The sequence below is a fragment of the Nonomuraea sp. NPDC050328 genome (assembly GCF_044459405.1).
Lineage (GTDB): Bacteria > Actinomycetota > Actinomycetes > Streptosporangiales > Streptosporangiaceae > Nonomuraea.
This window is the reverse complement of sequence record NZ_JBITIW010000011.1, coordinates 120,085-139,849: the sequence shown is the minus strand read 5'-3', so window position 1 is coordinate 139,849 and position 19,765 is coordinate 120,085. Positions and strand designations below refer to the sequence as shown.

At 72.9% G+C, this 19,765-nt stretch carries 21 protein-coding genes; 10 read left to right on the top strand and 11 right to left on the bottom strand.

Annotation, left to right across the window (positions count from 1 at the left end; genetic code table 11):
• The first annotated feature begins 15 nt into the window (after positions 1 to 15).
• Together ACIBG7_RS34520 and ACIBG7_RS34515 are read left to right on the top strand one after the other, a co-directional pair.
• A complete protein-coding gene (locus ACIBG7_RS34520) occupies positions 16 to 858 on the top strand; it encodes a helix-turn-helix transcriptional regulator (protein ID WP_397338927.1) in 843 nt (280 codons plus the stop codon).
• Positions 859 to 913: 55 nt separating this feature from the next.
• A complete protein-coding gene (locus tag ACIBG7_RS34515) occupies positions 914 to 1,792 on the top strand; it encodes a sterol desaturase family protein (protein ID WP_397338925.1) in 879 nt (292 codons plus the stop codon).
• 18 nt (positions 1,793 to 1,810) lie between these two features.
• Here ACIBG7_RS34515 and ACIBG7_RS34510 read toward each other — a convergent pair whose 3' ends face one another.
• The 3 genes from ACIBG7_RS34510 to ACIBG7_RS34500 form a co-directional block, all read right to left on the bottom strand.
• Positions 1,811 to 2,038, bottom strand: a complete 228-nt coding sequence (locus ACIBG7_RS34510; protein WP_357925941.1) for a hypothetical protein — start codon at positions 2,036 to 2,038, stop codon at positions 1,811 to 1,813.
• Between the two features lie 79 nt (positions 2,039 to 2,117).
• Positions 2,118 to 2,948, bottom strand: coding sequence for an ATP-binding protein (locus tag ACIBG7_RS34505; RefSeq protein ID WP_397338924.1), 831 nt, complete (start codon positions 2,946 to 2,948; stop codon positions 2,118 to 2,120).
• The gene (locus ACIBG7_RS34500) at positions 2,938 to 3,801 is read right to left on the bottom strand and encodes an MEDS domain-containing protein (RefSeq protein ID WP_357925936.1); all 864 of its coding nucleotides are present in this window, start codon (positions 3,799 to 3,801) and stop codon (positions 2,938 to 2,940) included. Before ACIBG7_RS34500 ends, ACIBG7_RS34505 begins: the two co-directional genes overlap by 11 nt.
• Positions 3,802 to 4,127: 326 nt before the next feature.
• Here ACIBG7_RS34500 and ACIBG7_RS34495 point away from each other — a divergent pair, with 326 nt between their 5' ends.
• Complete coding sequence (locus tag ACIBG7_RS34495) at positions 4,128 to 4,955, top strand: hypothetical protein (protein WP_397338923.1); 828 nt, start codon at positions 4,128 to 4,130, stop codon at positions 4,953 to 4,955.
• A 12-nt stretch (positions 4,956 to 4,967) separates the two neighbouring features.
• Here ACIBG7_RS34495 and ACIBG7_RS34490 read toward each other — a convergent pair whose 3' ends face one another.
• The 3 genes from ACIBG7_RS34490 to ACIBG7_RS34480 form a co-directional block, all read right to left on the bottom strand.
• On the bottom strand, positions 4,968 to 6,704 hold the full coding sequence (locus ACIBG7_RS34490) for a hypothetical protein (RefSeq protein ID WP_397338922.1): 1,737 nt from the start codon (positions 6,702 to 6,704) through the stop codon (positions 4,968 to 4,970).
• A 74-nt stretch (positions 6,705 to 6,778) separates the two neighbouring features.
• A complete protein-coding gene (locus ACIBG7_RS34485; RefSeq protein WP_397338921.1) occupies positions 6,779 to 7,396 on the bottom strand; it encodes a pentapeptide repeat-containing protein in 618 nt (205 codons plus the stop codon).
• Positions 7,397 to 7,414: 18 nt separating this feature from the next.
• Complete coding sequence (locus ACIBG7_RS34480; RefSeq protein ID WP_397338920.1) at positions 7,415 to 8,317, bottom strand: hydroxymethylglutaryl-CoA lyase; 903 nt, start codon at positions 8,315 to 8,317, stop codon at positions 7,415 to 7,417.
• Positions 8,318 to 8,383: 66 nt separating this feature from the next.
• On the opposite strand from ACIBG7_RS34480, the gene ACIBG7_RS34475 reads away from it, so the two are divergent.
• The 3 genes from ACIBG7_RS34475 (at position 8,384) to ACIBG7_RS34465 (ending at position 10,904) form a co-directional block, all read left to right on the top strand.
• Positions 8,384 to 9,016 carry a GntR family transcriptional regulator gene (locus ACIBG7_RS34475; RefSeq protein WP_397338919.1) on the top strand — a complete coding sequence of 211 codons (633 nt, stop codon included), beginning with the start codon at positions 8,384 to 8,386 and terminating at the stop codon, positions 9,014 to 9,016.
• Positions 9,013 to 10,209 (top strand): CaiB/BaiF CoA transferase family protein, encoded by a 1,197-nt coding sequence (locus ACIBG7_RS34470; RefSeq protein WP_397338918.1) that lies wholly within the window; start codon positions 9,013 to 9,015, stop codon positions 10,207 to 10,209. Before ACIBG7_RS34475 ends, ACIBG7_RS34470 begins: the two co-directional genes overlap by 4 nt.
• 74 nt (positions 10,210 to 10,283) lie before the next feature.
• Positions 10,284 to 10,904: an isochorismatase family protein gene (locus ACIBG7_RS34465; RefSeq protein ID WP_397338917.1), complete on the top strand. Its 621-nt coding sequence runs from the start codon at positions 10,284 to 10,286 to the stop codon at positions 10,902 to 10,904.
• Here the strand turns inward: ACIBG7_RS34465 and ACIBG7_RS34460 are convergent.
• Positions 10,877 to 11,572: an FCD domain-containing protein gene (locus tag ACIBG7_RS34460; RefSeq protein ID WP_357925918.1), complete on the bottom strand. Its 696-nt coding sequence runs from the start codon at positions 11,570 to 11,572 to the stop codon at positions 10,877 to 10,879. The two genes, ACIBG7_RS34465 and ACIBG7_RS34460, sit on opposite strands and share 28 nt — an antisense overlap.
• A 106-nt stretch (positions 11,573 to 11,678) precedes the next feature.
• On the opposite strand from ACIBG7_RS34460, the gene ACIBG7_RS34455 reads away from it, so the two are divergent.
• Positions 11,679 to 13,211 (top strand): AMP-binding protein, encoded by a 1,533-nt coding sequence (locus ACIBG7_RS34455; RefSeq protein WP_357925915.1) that lies wholly within the window; start codon positions 11,679 to 11,681, stop codon positions 13,209 to 13,211.
• The gene (locus ACIBG7_RS34450; RefSeq protein ID WP_397338916.1) at positions 13,195 to 14,427 is read left to right on the top strand and encodes a DUF4437 domain-containing protein; all 1,233 of its coding nucleotides are present in this window, start codon (positions 13,195 to 13,197) and stop codon (positions 14,425 to 14,427) included. The genes ACIBG7_RS34455 and ACIBG7_RS34450 overlap by 17 nt, the downstream gene beginning before the upstream one ends.
• 82 nt (positions 14,428 to 14,509) lie before the next feature.
• Here the strand turns inward: ACIBG7_RS34450 and ACIBG7_RS34445 are convergent, their stop codons facing one another.
• From ACIBG7_RS34445 to ACIBG7_RS34435, 3 genes are read right to left on the bottom strand one after another with little or no spacing between them, the layout of a single operon-like run.
• Positions 14,510 to 15,949 carry a dihydroorotase family protein gene (locus ACIBG7_RS34445; protein WP_397338915.1) on the bottom strand — a complete coding sequence of 480 codons (1,440 nt, stop codon included), beginning with the start codon at positions 15,947 to 15,949 and terminating at the stop codon, positions 14,510 to 14,512.
• Positions 15,891 to 16,793, bottom strand: a complete 903-nt coding sequence (locus ACIBG7_RS34440; RefSeq protein WP_397338914.1) for an IclR family transcriptional regulator — start codon at positions 16,791 to 16,793, stop codon at positions 15,891 to 15,893. Before ACIBG7_RS34440 ends, ACIBG7_RS34445 begins: the two co-directional genes overlap by 59 nt.
• Positions 16,794 to 16,823: 30 nt before the next feature.
• Positions 16,824 to 17,168, bottom strand: coding sequence for a hypothetical protein (locus ACIBG7_RS34435; RefSeq protein WP_397338913.1), 345 nt, complete (start codon positions 17,166 to 17,168; stop codon positions 16,824 to 16,826).
• A 133-nt stretch (positions 17,169 to 17,301) separates the two neighbouring features.
• Here ACIBG7_RS34435 and ACIBG7_RS34430 point away from each other — a divergent pair, with 133 nt between their 5' ends.
• Together ACIBG7_RS34430 and ACIBG7_RS34425 are read left to right on the top strand one after the other, a co-directional pair.
• Entirely contained in the window at positions 17,302 to 18,102 is an 801-nt protein-coding gene (locus ACIBG7_RS34430; RefSeq protein WP_357925900.1) for a cyclase family protein, read from the top strand.
• Positions 18,099 to 19,538 (top strand): MmgE/PrpD family protein, encoded by a 1,440-nt coding sequence (locus ACIBG7_RS34425; RefSeq protein WP_397338912.1) that lies wholly within the window; start codon positions 18,099 to 18,101, stop codon positions 19,536 to 19,538. The genes ACIBG7_RS34430 and ACIBG7_RS34425 overlap by 4 nt, the downstream gene beginning before the upstream one ends.
• 15 nt (positions 19,539 to 19,553) lie before the next feature.
• On the opposite strand, the gene ACIBG7_RS34420 is transcribed toward ACIBG7_RS34425, so the two are convergent.
• Entirely contained in the window at positions 19,554 to 19,757 is a 204-nt protein-coding gene (locus tag ACIBG7_RS34420; RefSeq protein WP_397338911.1) for a hypothetical protein, read from the bottom strand.
• Positions 19,758 to 19,765: the final 8 nt, after the last annotated feature.

Sequence of the window (19,765 nt, the reverse complement as noted above, 5' to 3'; positions counted from 1 at the left end):
GGGGGTGCGAGCCTGTTGGATGAGCGTGTGATTCCCACGCCCGCACCCCCCGGATGGCAGGGGACGACCACGCTGCGGCCGGGCTGGCTGGCCTTCAGCGGCGAGGTCGGCGTCACCGGACCGCACGCGCACGCCGCGCTGCAGGTCCTCGTCGTGACCGCCGGGACGGTGGACGTGACCGACGCCCACCGCACCTGCCTCCGGGTGCGGGCGGCGATCATCCCGCCGCGTGCCCGGCACGCCGTGCGCGGGGGTCCCGGCGCCCGCGCCGAGATGCTGTACCTCGACCCGGCCGGCAGCGCAAGCCGTCACCTGCTCACCGCCGTCACCTGGCCGCGCCACGACCGGGTCGCCGACTGGGTGGCCGCGGCCGACACCCTCCTGCCAGCTGGGGAGGAGACCGCGGGCGCCCCCGGCAGGCTCGGCCCGGACGTGACCGCAGGCGACCCCGGCAGGCCCGACCGGGACGTGACCGTGGGCGGCCTCCGCGATCCGGGTGCGCTCGTGCGGGGCTGGAGCGCACCGGCCCACGGCCCGCGCCACCCGGCCCTGCTGAGGGCCCTGGCCCTGCTGCCGGACCTGCTGGCTGGGCCCGTCCGGCTCACCGACCTGGCCGCCGCCGTGCACCTGTCGGCCAGCCGCCTCGGCCACCTGTTCACCGCCGAGCTCGGCCTGCCCTACCCGGTCTACGTGCGCTGGCTCCGCCTGCGCCGCGCCATGGAACTGGCCCGCCAGGGCGCCGGCCTGACCGAGGCCGCGCACGGCGCGGGCTTCGCCGACAGCTCCCACCTGACCCGCGCCTGCCACGAGATGTTCGGCCTGGCGCCCTCCCGGCTCGTCCACGTCGTGCGGGCGTGACAGGCAGCGGATCCGTCCAAGTCCCCGCGGGCCGTAGGCCACGAGGCTGTACGGCATGCACCGCACCCTCATCCGCTACGGCTACGTCCCGTTCATGCTGCTCGGCGTCAACGGGGCCGCCATCGCCCTGGCCGCCTCCGGCGCGTCCAAGCTCTGGCTGGTCGGCCTGCTGCCGGCCGCCGTCGGCTGCTCCTTCCTGGCCGAACGTGCCCTGCCGTACGAGAGCGACTGGAACACCCCGGCCGGCGACGGCACCCGCGACGTCGCCCACGCCGGCGTCAACGAACTGCTGCTGCTCGTCAGCGTCGGCGTCATCCCGCTGCTGGCCACCACCGTCACGGTCGCCGACGTGTGGCCGCACGCGTGGCCTTTCGCCCTGCAGGTGCTGGCCGCCGTCGTGGTCGCCGACCTCGGGATCACCCTGACCCACTACGCCAGCCACAAGATCGGCGTGCTGTGGCGGTTCCACGCCGTCCACCACTCCATCAAGCGCTTCTACGGCTTCAACGGCCTGATGAAGCACCCGCTGCACCAGACCCTGGAGATGAGCGCCGGCGTCGCTCCGCTCATCCTCATCGGGCTCCCGGTCGACGTCGCCGGCGCGCTGGCCATTGCCGTCGCCGTCCAGCTCCTGCTACAGCACTCCAACGCCGACTACCGCGTCGGCGTCCTCAAGTACGTGCTCGCGCTGAACGAGGGCCACCGCTTCCACCACCTCAAGTGGGCCGGGGTCGGCGACGTCAACTTCGGCCTGTTCACCCTGCTCTGGGACCACCTGCTCGGCACCTTCTCCTACGACCCGGCCCGCCGCTTCACCTCCGACCAGCTCGGCATGGCCGCCAAGCCGGACTACCCCACGGCCTACCTCGCCCAGCTCGCCGAACCCTTTCGAGCCTCCGGCGCCTGCCACACCGATTCCCCGCCCCCGGCGTGACGCGGCTTTCCTGCTGGATCAGCGGAACCGCTCGTTCCGGTCGTCCCAGCGGGCCTCGTCGCGCCGAGAGGGCGGATGGTATCCGTCGAACCAGGCCCACACGCCGAAGCCGGCGACGACCGGCACCGCCAGGATGGGAAGGGCGATCTTCCACCCGCCAGGCACGAAGATCACCAGAATCAGGCAGACCAGCAGCGTCCCGAACAGCACCAGCAGGCCGATACCGAGCTTCTTCCACAACGACATGACCGTATTGTCCCGACTCCCGGCGCGAGGTGCCACGAGACCCGGGCGCTGACCGGCCCGGAACGCCATGAGGCGGGTCTCAGGCCGGGCCGCCTGCCTCGCCGGCGGCCGGGCGCGGCATCAGGCCCCGCGCCTGATCGACGTTGTCACAGAAGGCGAAGGCGGTCGTGCCGAGCGCGTCGAGCCGCTCACGGAACTCCGGCGCCACCCCGGCCAGGAGCAGGAAGCCGTCCGGCGTGCCGGTGACGCGGTGCTGGACGGTGATCAACGCGGCGACGCCGGTCGCGTCCCAGTCGCCGATGCCGCTCAGATCGAGCACCAGCCGCGCCGTGCGCTCCCCGGCGAGCAGAGCCTCCACCGCCGCGCCGAGCTCGCGCGCCGCGTGCTGGTCGAGGTCGCCGGTCAGCGCCAGGACGGTGTGGCCGCCGAGCCGGCGGCGGCTCAGGCTGAACGGCAGGCGGTGGTCACGCTCGGGTAGAGGGAAGACGACCGTCACGGTCGAACCCCCCGGCCCGGTCCGCACGTCGAGGTGCGTGGCCAGGTACCGGGCGATCCACAGCCCGTGCCCGTGCTCGAAGGGCCAGGCCTCGGCCGGTCCGGCGGGCTTGGGACGGCCCGCGTCGTGCACCTCGCAGTGCAGGGCTCCGTCCGTCCGCCAGATCCGGAGCCGTCCGGAGCCGGCCCCGTGCAGCACGGCGTTGGTGGCCAGCTCGTGCATCGTGATGACCACGTCCGCCACGCGACCCTCAGGCAGCCCGGCGTGGGCGAGATGTGCTTCCAAGGTGGCCCGCATCGCGTACAGCGTGCCGCGGTCGAAGGGCTGATCGACCAGGAGCCGGCCGCCCGGCAGCGGATCGCCGGGGCCGTGCTCCCGGGCGCGCGGAACGTCGATGGGCTCGTTACCGGTCATGGACGGTCACCAGATCGAGACCCGGCACCGTAGCGGCGCCGAGGAGGACGAAACGGGCCAGGATGGCGGCTTGGCCACGGATGACGACCTTCCGGGTGGGGGCGAGGCTGCGCGCCGCGTCGAGGATCATGCGGGTGCAGGCCAGGTCGATGAAGGAGAGCTCGGCCATGTTGACGGTCACCTCACCCTCCGCGCGAATGGCCTCGGCCAGCGCCAGGGCCAGCGCGTCCTCGGCCGTCTTGTCGATCTGCCCGGCCAGGCGGATGCCCGGCGGCGCGTACTGCCGGCAGATCCGCAGCAACGGGTCGTGGTGGTAGGTCGCCGCGGCCACCGAGCGAGTGTGAAAGGCCGACACCGAGGCGAGCGTCACCGGGTCGAACCGTTCCCGATCGTACTGGCACAACACCGAGGCGGTCGTGCCGGCCAGCACGGCGGCGATCTCCCGCTCGAAGGCGGGCAACTGCTCGATGCCGCTGATCGGCCGCAGGGCCCAGCTCATGTCCAGGGCCACCCGCAAGCCCGCGCACCCGTCCCGCTCCGCCTGCTCGATCTGGCGGTGCAGCCAGCTCGTCGCCTGCTCGAGCGCGAAGGCCTGCCCGGTCAGCAACTCGTCCTGGCAGGCGCCGACGTCCATCCGGCCGGCCGGATGCATCGAGACGCCGCGCAGTTTGAGAGCGATCGTGGCGTCCTGCGGCGCCTCGCTCAACCACACCACCCGCAAGCCCTCGGACAGGCCGTCGCGGACGTAGGCGGCGGTGAGGTCCAGCAGTTCCTCCGGTTCACCGAAGGTGAGGCAGGCGTGTTCGTTCAGTCCCAGGTCCGTGATCTGAGCATCAGCGTCCAACGTCGTCACGCCACCATTCCCACTGCCGTCCGCTTCATCGACCGCCCAAGAATAGTGATCCGGCCTTGATCGGCAAGCGGCTCCGGCGGACGCGGCCCGGCCCGCTGTCCGTACGGTTCCGCCATGCGTCCTCACCTCGGCCCCCTCTTCGCGCAGGTCCTGACCAGCCCTTCTCGGCGCGGGTGCGACGCTACCCTCAGCCCCGGCCGCCTCACCTCTCCGGGTAGGACGCCCGCCGGGCACCCGGCGTTGCCAGACCAGTAGTCTCCACCGACCGAGTGTCGGGAGCCCTTCCGCCGAAGAAGCCAGGCACCCGATCGACAAAGGACCGGCACGTGCAGCAAGAACCAGAGACCTCCGAAACCAACGGCAGCACGGAAGCGGCTCACCTGGCCGCCCGCGCCCGCGCCAAGCGGGTGGGTGTCCGGGTGACCGTGGCGAGCGACCCCGCCACTCCCCCGGAGATCCTTCACACCATGACGGCAGATCCGTCCCGCGCGGTCAGGCGCGCCCTGGCCGCTCGAACCGACGCACCGGCCGAGCTGCTGCGTGAACTGGCCCGGGACCCGGACCTGAAGACGCGCCAGACGCTTGCCGAGAACCCGGCCTGCCCGCCTGACGCGCTGCTCACCCTGGTGGACGACCCTCACTGGTCGGTCCGGTGGTCGCTCCCCGACCATCCGGGCGCCGGCGTCGAGGTCCGCCGAGCCATCTGCCGATCCGCAGATGACGTGCTGCGTCGGCTGCTCGCCGAGCGCAGCGGACTGGATCGGGAGACGAGTGCGACCCTCGCCGCCGACCCTGCTCCGGCCGTCCGTGCGGGACTGGCCGCGTACACCGACGACGCGGACCTCCTCGCCGCGCTGATAGCCGCCCCCGAGCCCGAGGTTCGCGTCGGCGCGGCCCAGAACGTGCGCGCCACACCAGCGCACCTTCGCCTGCTGGCCGACGACAGGCTCGCAGCCGTCCGTGCGGCCGCGGTGCAGTCGGGGCGGCTCCCTCATGACGCCATGGAGCGCCTTGCCCATGATCGATCGGTCAATGTGCGATGGTGGCTGGCCACCTGGCCCACGACGCCCCCGGTCATTGCGCGTTTTCTCCTTGACGATCCTGACCCCGACGTGGCGGCGCAGGCGCAGGCGAGAGTCGGTCGAGGCGGATGACCGGTTCGCTGCTCAGGTAGCTGTGAAGATCTCGCGCAGGAGATCGGTTCGGCCTGCGGCGTGGGCGAGGAGGGCGGCGGCCTGGGCGGAGGCGGCGACCACGCGGCGCAGAGGCCAGTCGGTGGGTACGGCGGTGCCGGCGGATACGGCGTTCAGGATCACCCCTGCGTCGGGGGCGTCGTCGAGGTCGGGAAGGGGGCCGTCCCAGGTGAGCAGGGCCGTTTCGACCCAGCGGCGGGCGCGGGCGGTCGGCTCGGTGTGCGGGGCGTCGCCGGTCAGGTCGGGAAGGGCGGCGGCCATCGACCCGGCGGCGGACGGGTCCAAGGCGGCGATGGTGGCCAGGGCGTGGAGGCGTAGGCGGGCGTCGGAGCTCAACCCGTCGAACAGGATGAGGGCGGCGTACTCGGAAGGGTGCCGCAGCAGTGCGGCGGCGAGTTCGGCGGGTGAGGAGACGTAGCCGCCCTGGCCACGGCGCGGGTTGAGCTCGGTGGCGGTGAGGTCCGCTGACAGGGTGATGATCGTCAAGAGCTGGCGCAACCGGGCGGGCAGGTCCTCCCCCAGCTGCAGGACGGTCTCCAGTGCGTGGTGCAGGGCGTTGTAAGCGTCACCGTCCGGCTGCTCCTGGCCGAGGGCTTGTGTGACCTCCTTGAAGGTCGTCTGGGCGTCGGTGGCCTCGATGGCGGCGGTGACGGGGGCGGCGCCCGCCATGAGCAGCGCTGAGTAGGCGAGGTGGTGGAAGGGGGCGACGTCCTCGGCGAGGCCGGACACGAGGCGTTCGCCTTCGGAGGTGTCCAGCAGGTCCGGACGCTGGATGGCCAGCCAGACGGCGGCGTGGGCGAGCGCGGCGCCGGCCACTTCTTCCCCTTCGCCGTCGAGGGACATCTCGACCCGCTCGGCCTCCCTCTCGGCCAGCTCGCTGACGAGTTCGTCGTCGGTCAAGCGGGTGAGGAGCGTCCACGGGCTGGCGGCTCCCGAGAGGGAGGAGGTCAGCGTGGCCAGGGCCCGGATCCCCGGCCACAGCAGCTCGTCCGGTCCGGAAGGCGGGACGTCGGGGTTCCATCGGAGGTCGTGGTCGCGGACGAAGTCTTCGACGAGGCGGCGGCCTTGCGCGGCGGAGTCCTCGGCAGCGTGGGTGACTGCTGTCGCGCGGGCTCGGCGCAGGAGTTCCTCGGCCAGGGCCGTGTCGCCGCCTCCGGCTGTCAGGTTCGCCCGGGCCTGGGTCGTGGCCTCCAGGCGGGCGGCGCTGATCAGCAGCGGGCCCAGCGCTGCGGTCAGCTCCCGGGCCCAGGGGTGGTCGGTCGCTGCTGCGACCACGTCGTCCGCGGTGACGGCGGGGGTCGCGGCGCGCCTTCGCAGGGAGTGCGCCGCCGCGGCGAGCAGGTACTGGGCTGACAGGGCGAGGAGTTCCTCGTCCAGGAGGGAGGGCACGGAGCGGCGTGGCCGTCCGATGCCGGCGTGGGTGGTGATCTCCAAGGCGCTGATCGTGCACGCCAGCAGGCCGGGGCTCTGGGAAAGCAGATGACGGCCCAGGGCGGCCAGGGCGACTGCGGCCTGATCCAGTTCCAGGTGCTGGCCGGCGAGAACCAGCTCAACCGTCGCGCCGGCCGGGTGGCCGAGCACGCGGTGGTCACGGATGCGGATGACGCCACCGGGCGCCTCCCAGCCGGATTCGGCCGCCGCTTCGAGAGCGGCCGTCAGCTCCGCCAGGGCGGGTGCTCCCGTGATCCTGATCGTTCCGAGGAAGGTCACGCCGGTGCTCTTCCCTTTCGTCTCTTCCGTGGAACCTGAACAGCCCCGCGCCTTTACATTGTAGATCTGTCAGTTCACCACTGCACGTCGAAGCCGAGGGCCGTGGCCACCGTCGTGGCCTGGACCGAGTCGATGATCGCACCCTTGACCGTGGTCACCTGCGGGTCGAGCGCGCTCAGGTCACTGCCGCGCAGGTCGCACCCGGACAGGTCGGCGCTGTGCAGCCAGGCCCCCGACAGGTCACAGCGCCGCACCTGGGCACCTGCCAGACGGGCCCCGGTCAGGTCGGCTTCGCGCAGCCGTACCTCCGAGAAGGTACTGCCCCGCAGGTCGGCACCGGGCAGGCCGACGTAGGACCAGTCGCCGCCCTCGGCCTTCAGCAGGCCGAAACTGCAGCCGTCGAACATGCTGCCGGTCAGCTTGCAGCCGATGAAGGCGGCCTCGAAGAAGGAGCAGCGGCGGAAGGTGCAGTTGATGAAGGCGGCGTCCTCGTGCGTGGAGACGTTGAAGCGCACGTTGCTGAAGGTGCACTCCTCGAAGACCGAGCGGTGGTTGACCAGCTCGGTCATGTCCACGTCGCGGAACAGCACCCGCGTGTGACGCTCGCCGGTGACCGTACGGCCGTCCCAGTCGGCGGAGATGATCGTCGTCTCGGTGGGCGGCGCGGGGCGTCCGTGCTTGCGTTCGGCCATCAGGACAAGCTAGCGGGTTCAGGTCCCCGGGCTCACCGGCCACGTCCCGGCACGGCCGAGCTGCGCCGGGACCGCGGCGCCGAGGCGCCGTTCGATGAGAGCCGCGGCGGCGAGGGTCGCGGGCAGGTCGACGCCGGTGCGCAGGCCGGAGCGGTGCAGCAGGTAGAGCAGGTCCTCGGTGGCGATGTTGCCGGTCGCGGCGGGGGCGAAGGGGCAGCCGCCGATGCCGCCCGCGCTGGCGTCCAGAGCCGCGGCGCCCGCCTCCAGCGCGGCGAGCGCGTTGGCGTAGCCGGTGTTGCGGGTGTTGTGGAAGTGGAAGCGCAGCGGCGCGGTGGTCGCCTCGCCGACCGCGGCGGCCAGCCGGCGCACGTCGGCGGGCACGCCGACGCCGATCGTGTCGGCCAGCGCGACCTCCTGCGCGCCCGGGCACCGCCGGACGAGCTCGGCGACCCACGCCGGGCTCACCTCGCCCTCGAACGGGCAGCCGAAGCTCGCCGCCACGGTGAGCGTCACCCCGAGCCCGGCCCCGCGTGCCCGCCCGGCGATCGTGCCGAAGCCCCGGACCGCCTCGTCCACGGACATGCCCTGGTTGCGCCGCGAGAAGGTCTCGGTGGCGACCACGACCACGTTGACCTCGTCGACTCCCGCCCCCAGCGCGCGCTCCAGGCCGCGCTCGTTCAGCACCAGGCCCGCGTAGCGCACGCCGGGCACGCGCGGCACGCGCGCCATCACCTGCTCCGCGTCGGCCATGGCCGGCACCAGGCGCGGATGGACGAAGCTCACCGCCTCGATCCGCCGCAGCCCGGCGGCGACCAGCGCCTCGATGTAGGCGACCTTCGCCGCGGTGGGGACGATCACCCTCTCGTTCTGCAGACCGTCGCGCGGGCCGACCTCGACGATCTCCAAGTCGATGGATTGCATACAACCCCTTGCCCAGCCGCCGCCATTTCTCCATCATGGTGCCATTCCGATCGGAGGAATGTACACATGTCGATCGTCGACGATCTCAGGAACCTGATCCTTGACGGCCACTACACCCCCGGGGACCGGCTCGGAGAGGTCGAGCTCGCCGAGTCGCTGGGGGTCAGCCGCACCCCCGTGCGCGAGGCTCTGCGGCGCCTGCAGTCCGAGGGCCTGGTCGAGATCGTGGCCAACCGCGGCGCCCGGGTGGTGGAGTACCCGGCCGAGGATCTGGAGACCGTCTTCGAGCTGCGGGCGCGGATCGAGGGCCTGGCCGCCCGGCAGGCGGCGGCCACGGCCTCCGCCGAGGAAGCGGAGCGGCTGCACGAGGTCGCCGTCGCGGTGAAGGAGCACGCGGAGCGGGACGAGCTGGACCTGGTCTACCGGCTCAACGCCGAGTTCCACCAGGGTCTGGTACGGCTCGGCGGCAGCACGGTCCTCGCCCAGTCGATCAGCTCCCTGATCCATTCGCCCGTCCTGCTGCGCACCTACTCCAGCTTCGACGCCGAAGCCATGCGGCGCAGCGTCAACCACCACATCGAGGTCGCGGCGGCCGTTCGCGCCGGAGATCCGGACTGGGCCGAGGCGGTCATGCGCGCCCACCTGTTCTCCGCGCGCGCGTCGCTGCTCGGACCGAGGAAACCGAGGAAGCAGACATGAGCCCGCTCCCCCTGGACGACCTCCGCGTCGTCGAGCTCGGACAACTGCTGGCCGGGCCGTTCTGCGGCCAGTTGCTCGGCGACTTCGGCGCCGAGGTCATCAAGGTCGAGGACCCGGCCGCGGGCGACCCGATGCGGCAGTGGGGCAGGGAGAAGCCGTACGGCAAGTCCCTGTGGTGGCCGGTGGTGGCGCGCAACAAGAAGTCGGTCACCTGCGACCTGCGCACCGCCGAGGGCCAGGACCTCGTCCGGCGGCTGGTGGCCGAGTCGGACGTGCTCCTGGAGAACTTCCGGCCCGGAACGCTGGAGCGCTGGGGCCTGGCGCCGGCGGACCTGCACGAGATCAACCCGCGGCTGGTGATCACGCGGGTCACCGGCTTCGGCCAGAGCGGCCCCTACGCCCCCCGGGCGGGCTACGGGTCGATCGGCGAGGCGATGGGCGGCCTGCGCCACGTCACCGGCGATCCCGACCGGCCGCCGTCGCGCACCGGCATCTCCCTGGGCGACTCGCTGGCCGCCACCCACGCCTGCGTCGGCACCCTCGTCGCCCTGCACCAGCGCGAGCGCAGCGGCCGGGGCCAGGTGGTCGACTCGGCGATCTACGAGGCCGTCCTGGCCATGATGGAGTCGCTGCTGCCCGAGTGGCAGCAGGCCTCCTACCAGCGCGAACGCACCGGTCCTGTGCTGCCCAACGTCTCGCCGAGCAACGTCTACCCCACCCAGGACGGCGAGGAGATCCTCATCGCGGCCAACCAGGACAGCGTCTTCCAGCGCCTGACCGCCGCGATGCGGGCCCCCGAGCTCGCGAAGGACCCCCGGTACGCCACCCACAGCTCGCGCGGCGAGCACATGGCCGAGCTCGACGAGATCATCGCCGCCTGGACCGCCGGCCGGCCGGCTGATGAGCTGCTGCGCACGCTGAACGACAGCGGCGTGCCCGCCGGACGCATCTACACCGCGAAGGACATGTTCGCCGACCCGCACTTCGCCGCCCGGGAGGCCATCGTCCGGGTCCCGCACCCGGACTTCGGCGAGCTGGCCATGCAGAACGTGGCGCCCAGGCTGTCGGACACCCCGGGGCGGGTGCGCAGCGCCGGTCCCGCGCTCGGGCAGCACAACGACGAGGTCTACGGCGGCCTGCTGGGCCTCTCCGCAGCGGAACTGGCCGCCCTGAGGTCCGCCAGGGTCATCTGAAAGGACTCCCCCATGCTCCATCGGCTCCTCCGCGCGCAGAACGGACCGGCCGCCTCGCCCTTCCCGGTGTCACGGTGATCCGGCCCCACGAGGAGGTGTACGGCCGCTCGCTGCCCTTCGGTGAGCGTCCGGCGCTGCTCCTGGTCGACCTCATGCGGGCCTACTTCGAGCCGGGCGAGGAGCTGTTCATCGGCTCCCGCGCCTGCCTGGAGTCGGCCTCGCGGGTGCTGGCCGCCGCGCGGGCGGCAGCCGTACCCGTCCTGCACACGCGGGTGTCCTTCGGCGCGGACGGCCTGGACGGCGGGCTGTTCTTCCGCAAGGTGGCGCCGCTGCGCCACCTGGTCGGCGACGGGCCCCTCGGCCGGCTCATGCCGGAGGTGGCGCCCGCACAGGGCGAGCTGGTGATCGTCAAGCAGTACGCCAGCTCCTTCTTCGGCACCACGCTGGCCTCCACCCTGCACGCCCTGCGGGTGGACACGGTGGTGCTGGCCGGGGTCTCCACCAGCGGTTGCGTCCGGGCGACGGCCGTGGACGCGATCCAGCACGGCTTCGTGCCGATCGTGGTACGGCAGGCCGTCGGCGACCGCGACGCGGGTCCGCACGAGGCCGGCCTCTTCGACATCCAGGCCAAGTACGGGGAGGTCTGGGACGAGCCGGACGTGGTCGCTCAGCTCGCCCGGTCGATGGCCAGGTAGGTGGAGCGCAGATGCTCCAGGTGCGCACCGGCGGCCTCGCTCGCGCCCCGCTCGTCGCCGGCCTCGACGAAGGCCAGGATCTCGCGGTGGTCCCGGTCGACCTCGTGCCAGAACCGGCCGGGCGCCCGCTCGCGCAGGAACCGCTCGTCGAGCACCCGGAAGACCGGCTGGGCGACGACCTCGAGCACCGGATTGCCGGACGAGCGCAGCAGCAGCGTGTGGAAGCGCTTGTTCGGCTCGTGCATCTCCTCGACCGGCAGCGTCGCCGGATCGAAGAGCGCGGCGCGCAGCTCGGCGAGGTCGGCCGGGCTGCGCCGTAGCGCGGCCAGCCCGGCCGCGGGCACCTCCAGCAGCGCGCGGATCTCCAGCAACTGGTCCACGGTGATCCGGGTGTCGGCGGCCAGCAGGTTGAAGCTGGTGTGCAGGTAGTCGCCGATCTGGTCGGGGCGCGGCGTCACCACGAAGCTGCCGCCGCTCACGCCGCGCAGCGTCGCGATGAGATTCTGGCTGGCCAGCAACCTCAGGGCTTCGCGGACGGTGCTGCGGCTGACGCCGTAGCCGGCCGACAGCTCGGGCTCGACGGGCAGGCGGTCGCCGGGGCGGAACTCCCCGGCGAGGATGCGCTCCCTGAGGCTCGTCGCGAGCCGGTGATAGGCGGGAATGGGCACCCGAGCATCCTAGGCGAAAACGTCAGACTTTCCATTGACGGGCGGCGGGACCACGCGACATCATTTTTGAAATGCCGTTTCACACAGTGGAACAAGAGGTGTTCCGATGCCCCTCCCCCGAGGCGCCTCGCTGTCCATCGCCGGCGGCGTGCGCGAGTTCGGCGCCGCCACCCCTGACGCGATCGCCGTGGTCGACGGCGAGCGGAAACTGAGCTACCGAGGGCTGCGCGACCGCTCCGGACGGCTGGCCAACGTCCTGCTCCGCGCCGGCCTGCGGCCGGGTGAGCGGGTCGCGGTCCTGCTCGGCAACCGCATGGAGTACCCCGAGATCGCCTGCGGCATCGCCGAGGCGGGGCTGGTCATGGTACCGATCGCGCCCCGCCTCACCGCCGCCGAGGCGGCCTACGTCATGGGGCACTCGGGCAGCCGGGCGCTGATCCTGGATCACGCGCTGAGCTCGGTCGCCGCGTCCTGCGCGCCCGGGACCGTGCTGTCGATCGGCGGGACGGGGCTCGGCCCCTCCTACGACGCGATGCTCTCCACCGTCTCCGGCACCGGCCCCCGGATCCCCGTCGACGAGCGCGACCCGTTCTGCGTCGCCTACACCTCCGGCACCACCGGCAGCCCCAAGGGCGTGGTGATCAGCCACCGCTCCAGGGCGCTGACCTTCTACGCCGCGGCCCTGGAGTGGGGCCTGGGCCTCGGGCGGCGCACCATCGCGGTCGCGCCGATGTACCACGGCGCCGGCTTCGCCTTCGGCTACGCGCCCGTCTTCACCGGCGGGACGGTGGCGATGCTCCGCTCCTGGGACCCCGAGCGGCTGCTCGCCATGATCGAGCGCGAACGCGCCCAGTCGGTCTTCCTGGTCCCCACGCACGCCCACGCGATCCGGGCGCTCGGCGAGGCGGCGCTGCGCAAGCACGACCTGTCCTCGCTGGACACGCTCTACTTCAACGCCGCCGCGCTGCCCGGCCCGCTCAAGGAGTGGGTGCTGGACGCCTTCCCCGGCGTCGGCGTGCACGAGCTGTACGGCTCGACCGAGGCGGGGATCGTCGCCAACTGCCGGCCGGCCGACGCCCGCCGCAAGATCGGTTCGGTGGGCCGGCCGTGGTTCATGACCGAGGTGCGCGTCGTGGACGACGACGGCCACGCCGTCGGGCCGGGCGAGCGCGGCGAGCTGTTCAGCCGCTCGCCGTACCTGATGAACGGCTACCTGGACGACCCGGCGGCCACCGCCGCCTGCGTCACCGGCGACGGCTACCTCACCAGCGGCGACATCGTCGTGCGGGACGAGGAGGGCTACATCTCCGTCGTCGACCGCAAGAAGGACATGATCATCTCGGGCGGGGTGAACATCGCGCCGCGCGAGGTGGAGGACGTCATCGCCGCCTTCCCCGGCGTCGCCGAGGTGGCCGTCGTCGGCCTGCCGGACGAGCGGTGGGGCGAGACGGTGGCCGCCTTCGTCGTCACCCTCCCCGGCGCCTCCGTGCCGCCCGGCGCCCTCGACGCGCACTGCCGTACCAGCCTTTCCGGCCCCAAGCTGCCCCGGCGCGTGGAGTTCGTCAGCGCGCTCCCCCGCAACGCCGCGGGCAAGATCCTCAAGCGCACCCTGAAGGAGAGCTATGCGCCCCCACGTTGAGCTGATCCAGGAAGACGACTACGTCTGGCACGGCGCCGAGCTCGTCGGCGGCGAGGGCCGCGCCAGCGAGCGCCGGTTGTCGGTGGACGAGGAGGACGGCTCCTCCTCGCTGCGGATCGACTTCCACACCGGCTGGGGCCGCGGGCCCGGCGTGCACCACGCCGACACCGAGTACTACGTGCTCGAAGGCTCGATGACCTACGGCGGTCGCCGCCTCGGCAAGGGCGGCTACGTGCACGCGCCGAAGGGGGTGCCCACCGAGGCCGTCACCTTCGCCGAGGGCACCCGGATCCTGCACTACCGCGAGTACGGCGACGCCGGGTTCGACCTCGGGGCCACGCGCTGGGACAGCGCCCGCGACGAGGTCATCGTCATCGACAGCGAGGCCATGCGGTGGGACGCCGTGCCCAACCCCGGACCCATGCCGGGCCTGTTCATCAAATACCTGCACGTGGACCCGGTGACCGGCTTCTACACCCGCCTCGTGCACGCCCAGGAGGGCTGGGCCGACCACCGCCTGGCCCACCACCCCTGCTACGAGGAGGCCTACACGGTCCAGGGGCACATGGAGTACAACTTCGGCACGCTCGACCTGGGCACCTACTTCTTCCGCCCGGCCCGGGTCAAGCACGGCCACTTCACCACCATGGAGGGCGGCGCCACCTGGCTGCTGCGCTCCGACGGCGAGCTGCACAACTGGTACACGCAGAACGAGTGGGTCCGCTGGGGCGGCGAAGCGGTCAACTACGGGCCGCGGGGCGGGCGGATGCGCTGGTCGCAGTCCTCGCACGACCTGGCCGCCCGGCCGACCCGGCGCAGCGAGCGCGATCTGGCCGACCTGGCCGCCGCCTGGCGCTTCCAGCACGAGCAGGGCCGGCCGGACGCCGAGTACGTGCAGCACGGCCTGGGCACGGACAAGAGCCTCCTCGCCATCGCCAAGGCCATGGACGCCGCCCGCCTCCAAGGCGGCCGCGACCACGACCACGAGCACGGGCACGACCATGACCATGAGCACGGGCACGGGCACGGGCACGGGCACGACTGGGGTGCCGACCCGAGCACCTTGGAGCACCCCGACGAGCGCACCGACGCCAACGCGCACAACTGGGGGCAGGGCAGGGCGTGGAAGCCCGGGGACCCGATCCCCGCGCCGGTCGTCTCCAGCATCCCGGTCCGGAGCCGTTCGCGCGGCCGGTGGGACGGCGACGGCATGTAGCCCACCGGCGGAATGCCCGGCGCCCCGGCGGCACGCATCTCACCCGAAGGCGGCCGGGGCGCGGGTCAACGGGCCGGACGTGTCACGAGCGCGGAAGATAGGCGCCGCCCGGCGAGCCGACCACCTCGCCGTCCCGGTAGGCGACCCGGCCGCCGACCACGGTGGCCACCGGCCAGCCGGTCACGACGGCGCCCTCGAAGGGGCAGTGGTCCTGCGCCGACAGCAGCAGATCGGTCGTGACCGTCCGGGTCAGCTCCGGGTCGACCACGGTGAGGTCGGCGTCGAAGCCGACCGCGAGGCTGCCCTTGCGGCCCCACAGGTTGTAGGCCTTGGCCGGGTTGGCCGAGGCGATCTCGGCGATCCTGGTCAACGGGATGCCGCGCTTGAGATGTCCCTCGGAGACCAGCACGGGATAGAGCAGGGCGGTGCCGCCGAAGCCGGGCCGGGCCGGCCAGAGCAGGTCGCCCTTGTGCTCCTCCATGCAGCAGGCGTGGTCGGAGGCCACCCAGCTCACCACGCCGTCCCGCACGCCCCGCCAGAGCGCCTCGTTGTGCTCGCGGGTGCGGATGGGCGGGTTGACCTTGCCGCCGAGCCCGCCGCGGGCGTCGAGCTCGTCGTGGTCCAGGCACAGGTGGTGCAGGGTGGTCTCGAAGCGCATGTCCACGTGCCGGTGGAGGTCCCGGGCGGTGGCCGCGGCCGCCAGGGCGTCGGCGCTCGACAGGTGCAGCAGGTTGAGGTTCGTGCCGGTGTGGCCGGCCAGCGTGGTCGCCTCGGCGATCGCGACGCGCTCGGTCAGCGGCGGCCGGGCCTCGCTGTAGGCCCGCAGGTTCTGCGGGGCGCCGCTGCGCCGGACCCGGTCGATGAAGACCCGCATCAGCTCCGACTGCTCGCAGTGCAGGGAGAGCGACAGGCGGACGTCCGGACGGGCGGCCTGCACCGCGGCGAGCTGCTCCATGATCAGGAAGAGGTGGCCGAGGTCGTACTCGTCGCCCATCGTGAACGCCTGGGCGTCCCGGCTGTTGGCGGCCAGGTCGAAGCCCTTGTAGAACATGTAGTACTTGTAGGAGGTGATCCCGTGCTCCTCGACGAGCTGCGGGATCTCGCCGATCTGCTCGACCGTCATCGGCGCCAGGTGGAAGCCGTAGTCGGTGAAGCACCGCCCGGCCACCGCCTCCAGCACCTCGGGGAAGATCTGCTTGTAGGGCCCGGTCCGGTCGAGGTAGTGCTGCCCGGTGCGGAAGTAGGACAGGACGGTCGTCGCCCCGCCGACGAGGGAGGAGCGGGTCTCCTCGAAGGCGTCCAGCGCCATGTCCCGGTAGATGCCGATGTGGAAGTGCGCGTCGACGGCGCCCGGCAGCACGATCTTGCCCGTGGCGTCGATGACCTCGGCGGCCTCGGCCGTGCCGATCTCCGAGGCGAGGGCGGCGACCCGGCCGCCGGAGACGGCCAGGTCCGCGCGGATCTCACCGTGAAAGGGAAGGACGATCAGCCCGCCCTTGACGAGCAGGTCGTAGCGGTGCATCAGGGGATTCCTTTCGATGGCCGAGCTGGGCGGAGAGCCGGTCGGCGGCTTCGAGGAGCGCGGCGGCGCAGGCGTCGGCCTCGCCGACGAAGCGTTCCGCCGGGCCGCAGACGCTGACGACCGCGGCGGGCCGGCCGTGGTGGTCGAGGATCGGGGCGGCGACGGAGGCGGCTCCGCTCTGCCGTTCCGAGATGGACATGGCGTAACCGCGGCGCCGGATGAGCGCCAGTTCGGTGCGCAGCCGGTCGGGGTCGGTGACGGTCGAGGGGGTCAGCCGGGTGAGCGGCTGCTCCAGGTAGTCGGCGATCTCGGCGTCGGTCAGGAACGCCAGGAACGCCTTGGACGACCCGCCGGCGTGCAGGGGGTACGGCACGCCGAGCGAGACCGACATGATCACCTCGCGCTCCGGTGTCACCTGGTCGAGGTAGACCCGGCTGCTGCCGCCCGTGCGGATGGACAGCGTCGCCGTCTCCTGGGTGCGCCGGCTCAGCTCGACGAGCTCGGGGGCGGCCAGGCGCCGCACGTCGATCCGGTCGAGGTAGGCCAGGCCCAGCCGCATCGCGGTCAGCCCCAGCGAGTAGCGCCTGCTCTCCTCGTCGAGTTCGACCAGTCCCCTGGTGCGCAGCGAGGCCAGGACCCGGTGGACGGCCGCCTTGGACATGCCCAGGCTCTCGGCGATCTCCGTCACGCCGAGGGTGAGGGCGCCGGACTCGGCGAACAGGACGAGGACGTCGGCGGCTCGCTCGACGGTGGCGACGGTCTGGCTGCCGACCTCGGTGGCGGCGCGTTCAGACGCGCCGGCGGGCACGCCGGTGGGCCCTCTGGCGGGCACTCTGGCAGGCATGGTGGTGGCTCCTCAGGCTCGTGGGTCCCGTCACTCGCGCCGGAATCCGGCGGCGACCGGCGGGTCGGTCATGATCCTCGTGTCGAGGAAATCCCACCACTCCTCCTGCGTGACGCGCTCGGACTCCCACGAGGTGTCGGCCTTCAGCGTGGCCAGGGCGGCCCGGTAGGCGCCCCACGCCGCCTCGTCCTCGAAGGCGGCCCAGTTCTCCAGCGTGTAGACCTCGCCGACCACGCTGTAGTACCAGCGCACCTCCCTGACCATGGGCAGGTCGCGGTAGAACCAGCGTTCGCGCTCCTCCAGCCAGGCCCAGAACGCCTTCATGTCCCTGCGCGCCCGCGGCGACAGTCGCATCCGGTAGACCAGATAGAGCATCGAGGTTTCCCATCCGGTGACATTGTTTCCTTCTGATGGACCGGCTCGCCCACCATGGGTACAGTTTGGAACACCATTCCGTAAATTGGAACACTGGCTCTGGGAGTTGTGCGGTGCAGAACGGAACGCTCCGATGACCCTGTGGAGGGCCGTGGCGGCGGCCAGGATGTTCGATCTGGCACAGCCCATGCGCAAGGGCATGCCGCAGTCGCCGAACCATCCGCCCTTCCGCATGGCGCTCGAACGGCGGCACGGCGACCTGGTCCGCCCCGACGGCGGCTCGGCGGCCAACGAGGTGATCGTCACCGGCGGCCACGTCGGCACCCACGTGGACGCGCCGGCCCACGTCAGCCAGGACGGGCTGCTGCACGGCGGGCGGCCGGCCGCCGAGCTCACCTCGCACGAGGGGTTCGGCTCGCTCGGCATCGACGAGTTCGAGCCCTACGCCGGGCGCTGCGTGCTCCTGGACGTGGCCGCGGCGCACGGGGTGGCGGTCCTGCCCGCCGGCTACGAGATCACCCCCGATGACCTGGAACGGGCCGCCGCCGGGCTGGAGATCCGCGCCGGCGACGCCGTCCTGATCGGCACCGGCTGGTCCCGGCTGTGGGCGGACGGGCCGGCCTTCGTCGGGCACCGGGACGGCGTGCCAGGACCGGGCGAGCGGGCGGGCCGCTGGCTGGCCGAGCGCGCGCCGCGCCTGGTCGGCGGCGAGAGCATCGCCTTCGAGCACATCGCGCCCGGCCGCGGCCACGCCACCCTCCCCGTGCACCGGATCCTGCTGGTGGAGTCCGGCGTCCACATCGTCGAGACGATGCGCCTGGCCGAGCTGCTCGACAGCGGCGCCCGCGAGTTCCTGCTCGTCCTGGCCCCGCTCCCGATCGTCGGCGCCACCGGCGCGCCCGCCCGCCCGCTCGCCTTCGTGAGCCCGGCATGACGACGCACGTGCAGCGCCTGGCCGCCTTCGCCGCCGGCTGCCGGGACGCCGGCGTGCCCGCCGAGGTGCACGACGACGTGATCGGCCGGATCCTCGACGTCCTGGGCAACTGCCTGGCCGCCTACGCCGAACCCGACGCCGCACCCGACGCCGAATCCGGCGGGCCCGGCCAGGGGGCCGCCCCGGCGGTCCTGCGCGCCGTCCGGCGGTGGGGCGGCAGCCCGGAGGCGACCGCGATCGGCAGCGGCGACCGGCTGCCCGCCCCCTCGGCCGCCCTGGTCAACGGCACCCTCGCCCACGCCCTCGACTTCGACGACACCCACCTGCCCTCCGTCCTGCACCCCAGCGCCCCCGTGGTGCCCGCCGCCCTGGCCGCCGCCGAGGCCGCAGGCGCGAGCGGGAGCACGCTGATCGCCGCCGTCGCCGCGGGCATCGAGGTGTGCAACCGCCTCGGCATGGCCTCCTACCTGCCCGAGGCCCGCAACTCGCTCTTCTTCGACAAGGGGCAGCACGCCACCTCCATCTGCGGCACGATCGGCGCGGCCGTCGCCGCCGGGCTGGTCTCCGGCCTGGACGCCGGCGGCCTCGCCCACGCCGCCGGCATCGCCGCGAGCATGGGCTCCGGCCTGCTCGAGGCCAACCGCACCGGCGGCAGCGTCAAGCGGGCGCACTGCGGCTGGGCCGCCCACGCCGGGGTGTCGGCCGCCGTCCTGGCCGCCGAAGGGCTGACCGGGCCGCCGACCGTCCTGGAGGGCCGCTTCGGCTTCTTCCAGGCCTGGATCGACGGGCGCTTCGACGCCGGCGCGCTGCTGTCGGGCCTGGGTGAGCGGTGGGAGCTGCTGCGCACCGTCTACAAGCCCTACCCGTCCAACCACTTCACCCATCCGGGCGTCGACTGCGCGCTGGCCCTGCGCGCGCGGGGGCTCGATCCGGCCGGGATCGAGGAGGTCGAGCTGGGGGTGGCCGCTCCGGTGCTGCGCACCATCGCCGAGCCGTACGAGGAGAAGATCCGGCCGCGCACGCCGTACCACGCCAAGTTCTCCGGGCCCTACACCGTCGCCGCCGCGCTGCTCGGCGGGGGCGGGCTCGGGCTCGCGCTCGACGACTTCGTGGAGCTCGATCCGGCCCGGCTGGCGCTGGCGGCCCGGGTGCGGTGCGTGGCCGACGAGCGGGCCTCCGAGCTGTTCCCGCGCTCGTTCGCCGCCGTGCTCCGGGTACGGCTGGCCGACGGCTCGGTGCTGGAGCACCGGGTGGACTCCTCGCGAGGCGGCCCCGAGCACCCGCTGTCGCGGGCGGAGCAGGCCCTGAAGTTCCGCGCCAACGCCGGACGCGCGCTGGCGCCGGATCAGGTCGAGGCGCTGATCGAGGCCGCCGGGCGGCTGCCGGACCGCGACGGCGTGGCGAGCCTGGCCCGCCTCACCGTCGTCCCGCGCTGAGGACGACGACCGGGCTCAGCGCCGCCGGAGCAGGAGCCGCCCGGACGGCGGCTCCCGCCCGGCCTCCAGCAGCCCCCACCGGCGTTCCGTCAGCGCGAGCACCTCGACGTCAGCGTCAGGTACGGCAGGCGGACGCTCGTGCAGGACGGTGCCCGCCAGCAGTTCGAGCCCGCCGGGCGGAACCGCGACCGACCCCAGCCGGACCCGCCTCGGCGGCACAGGCGACG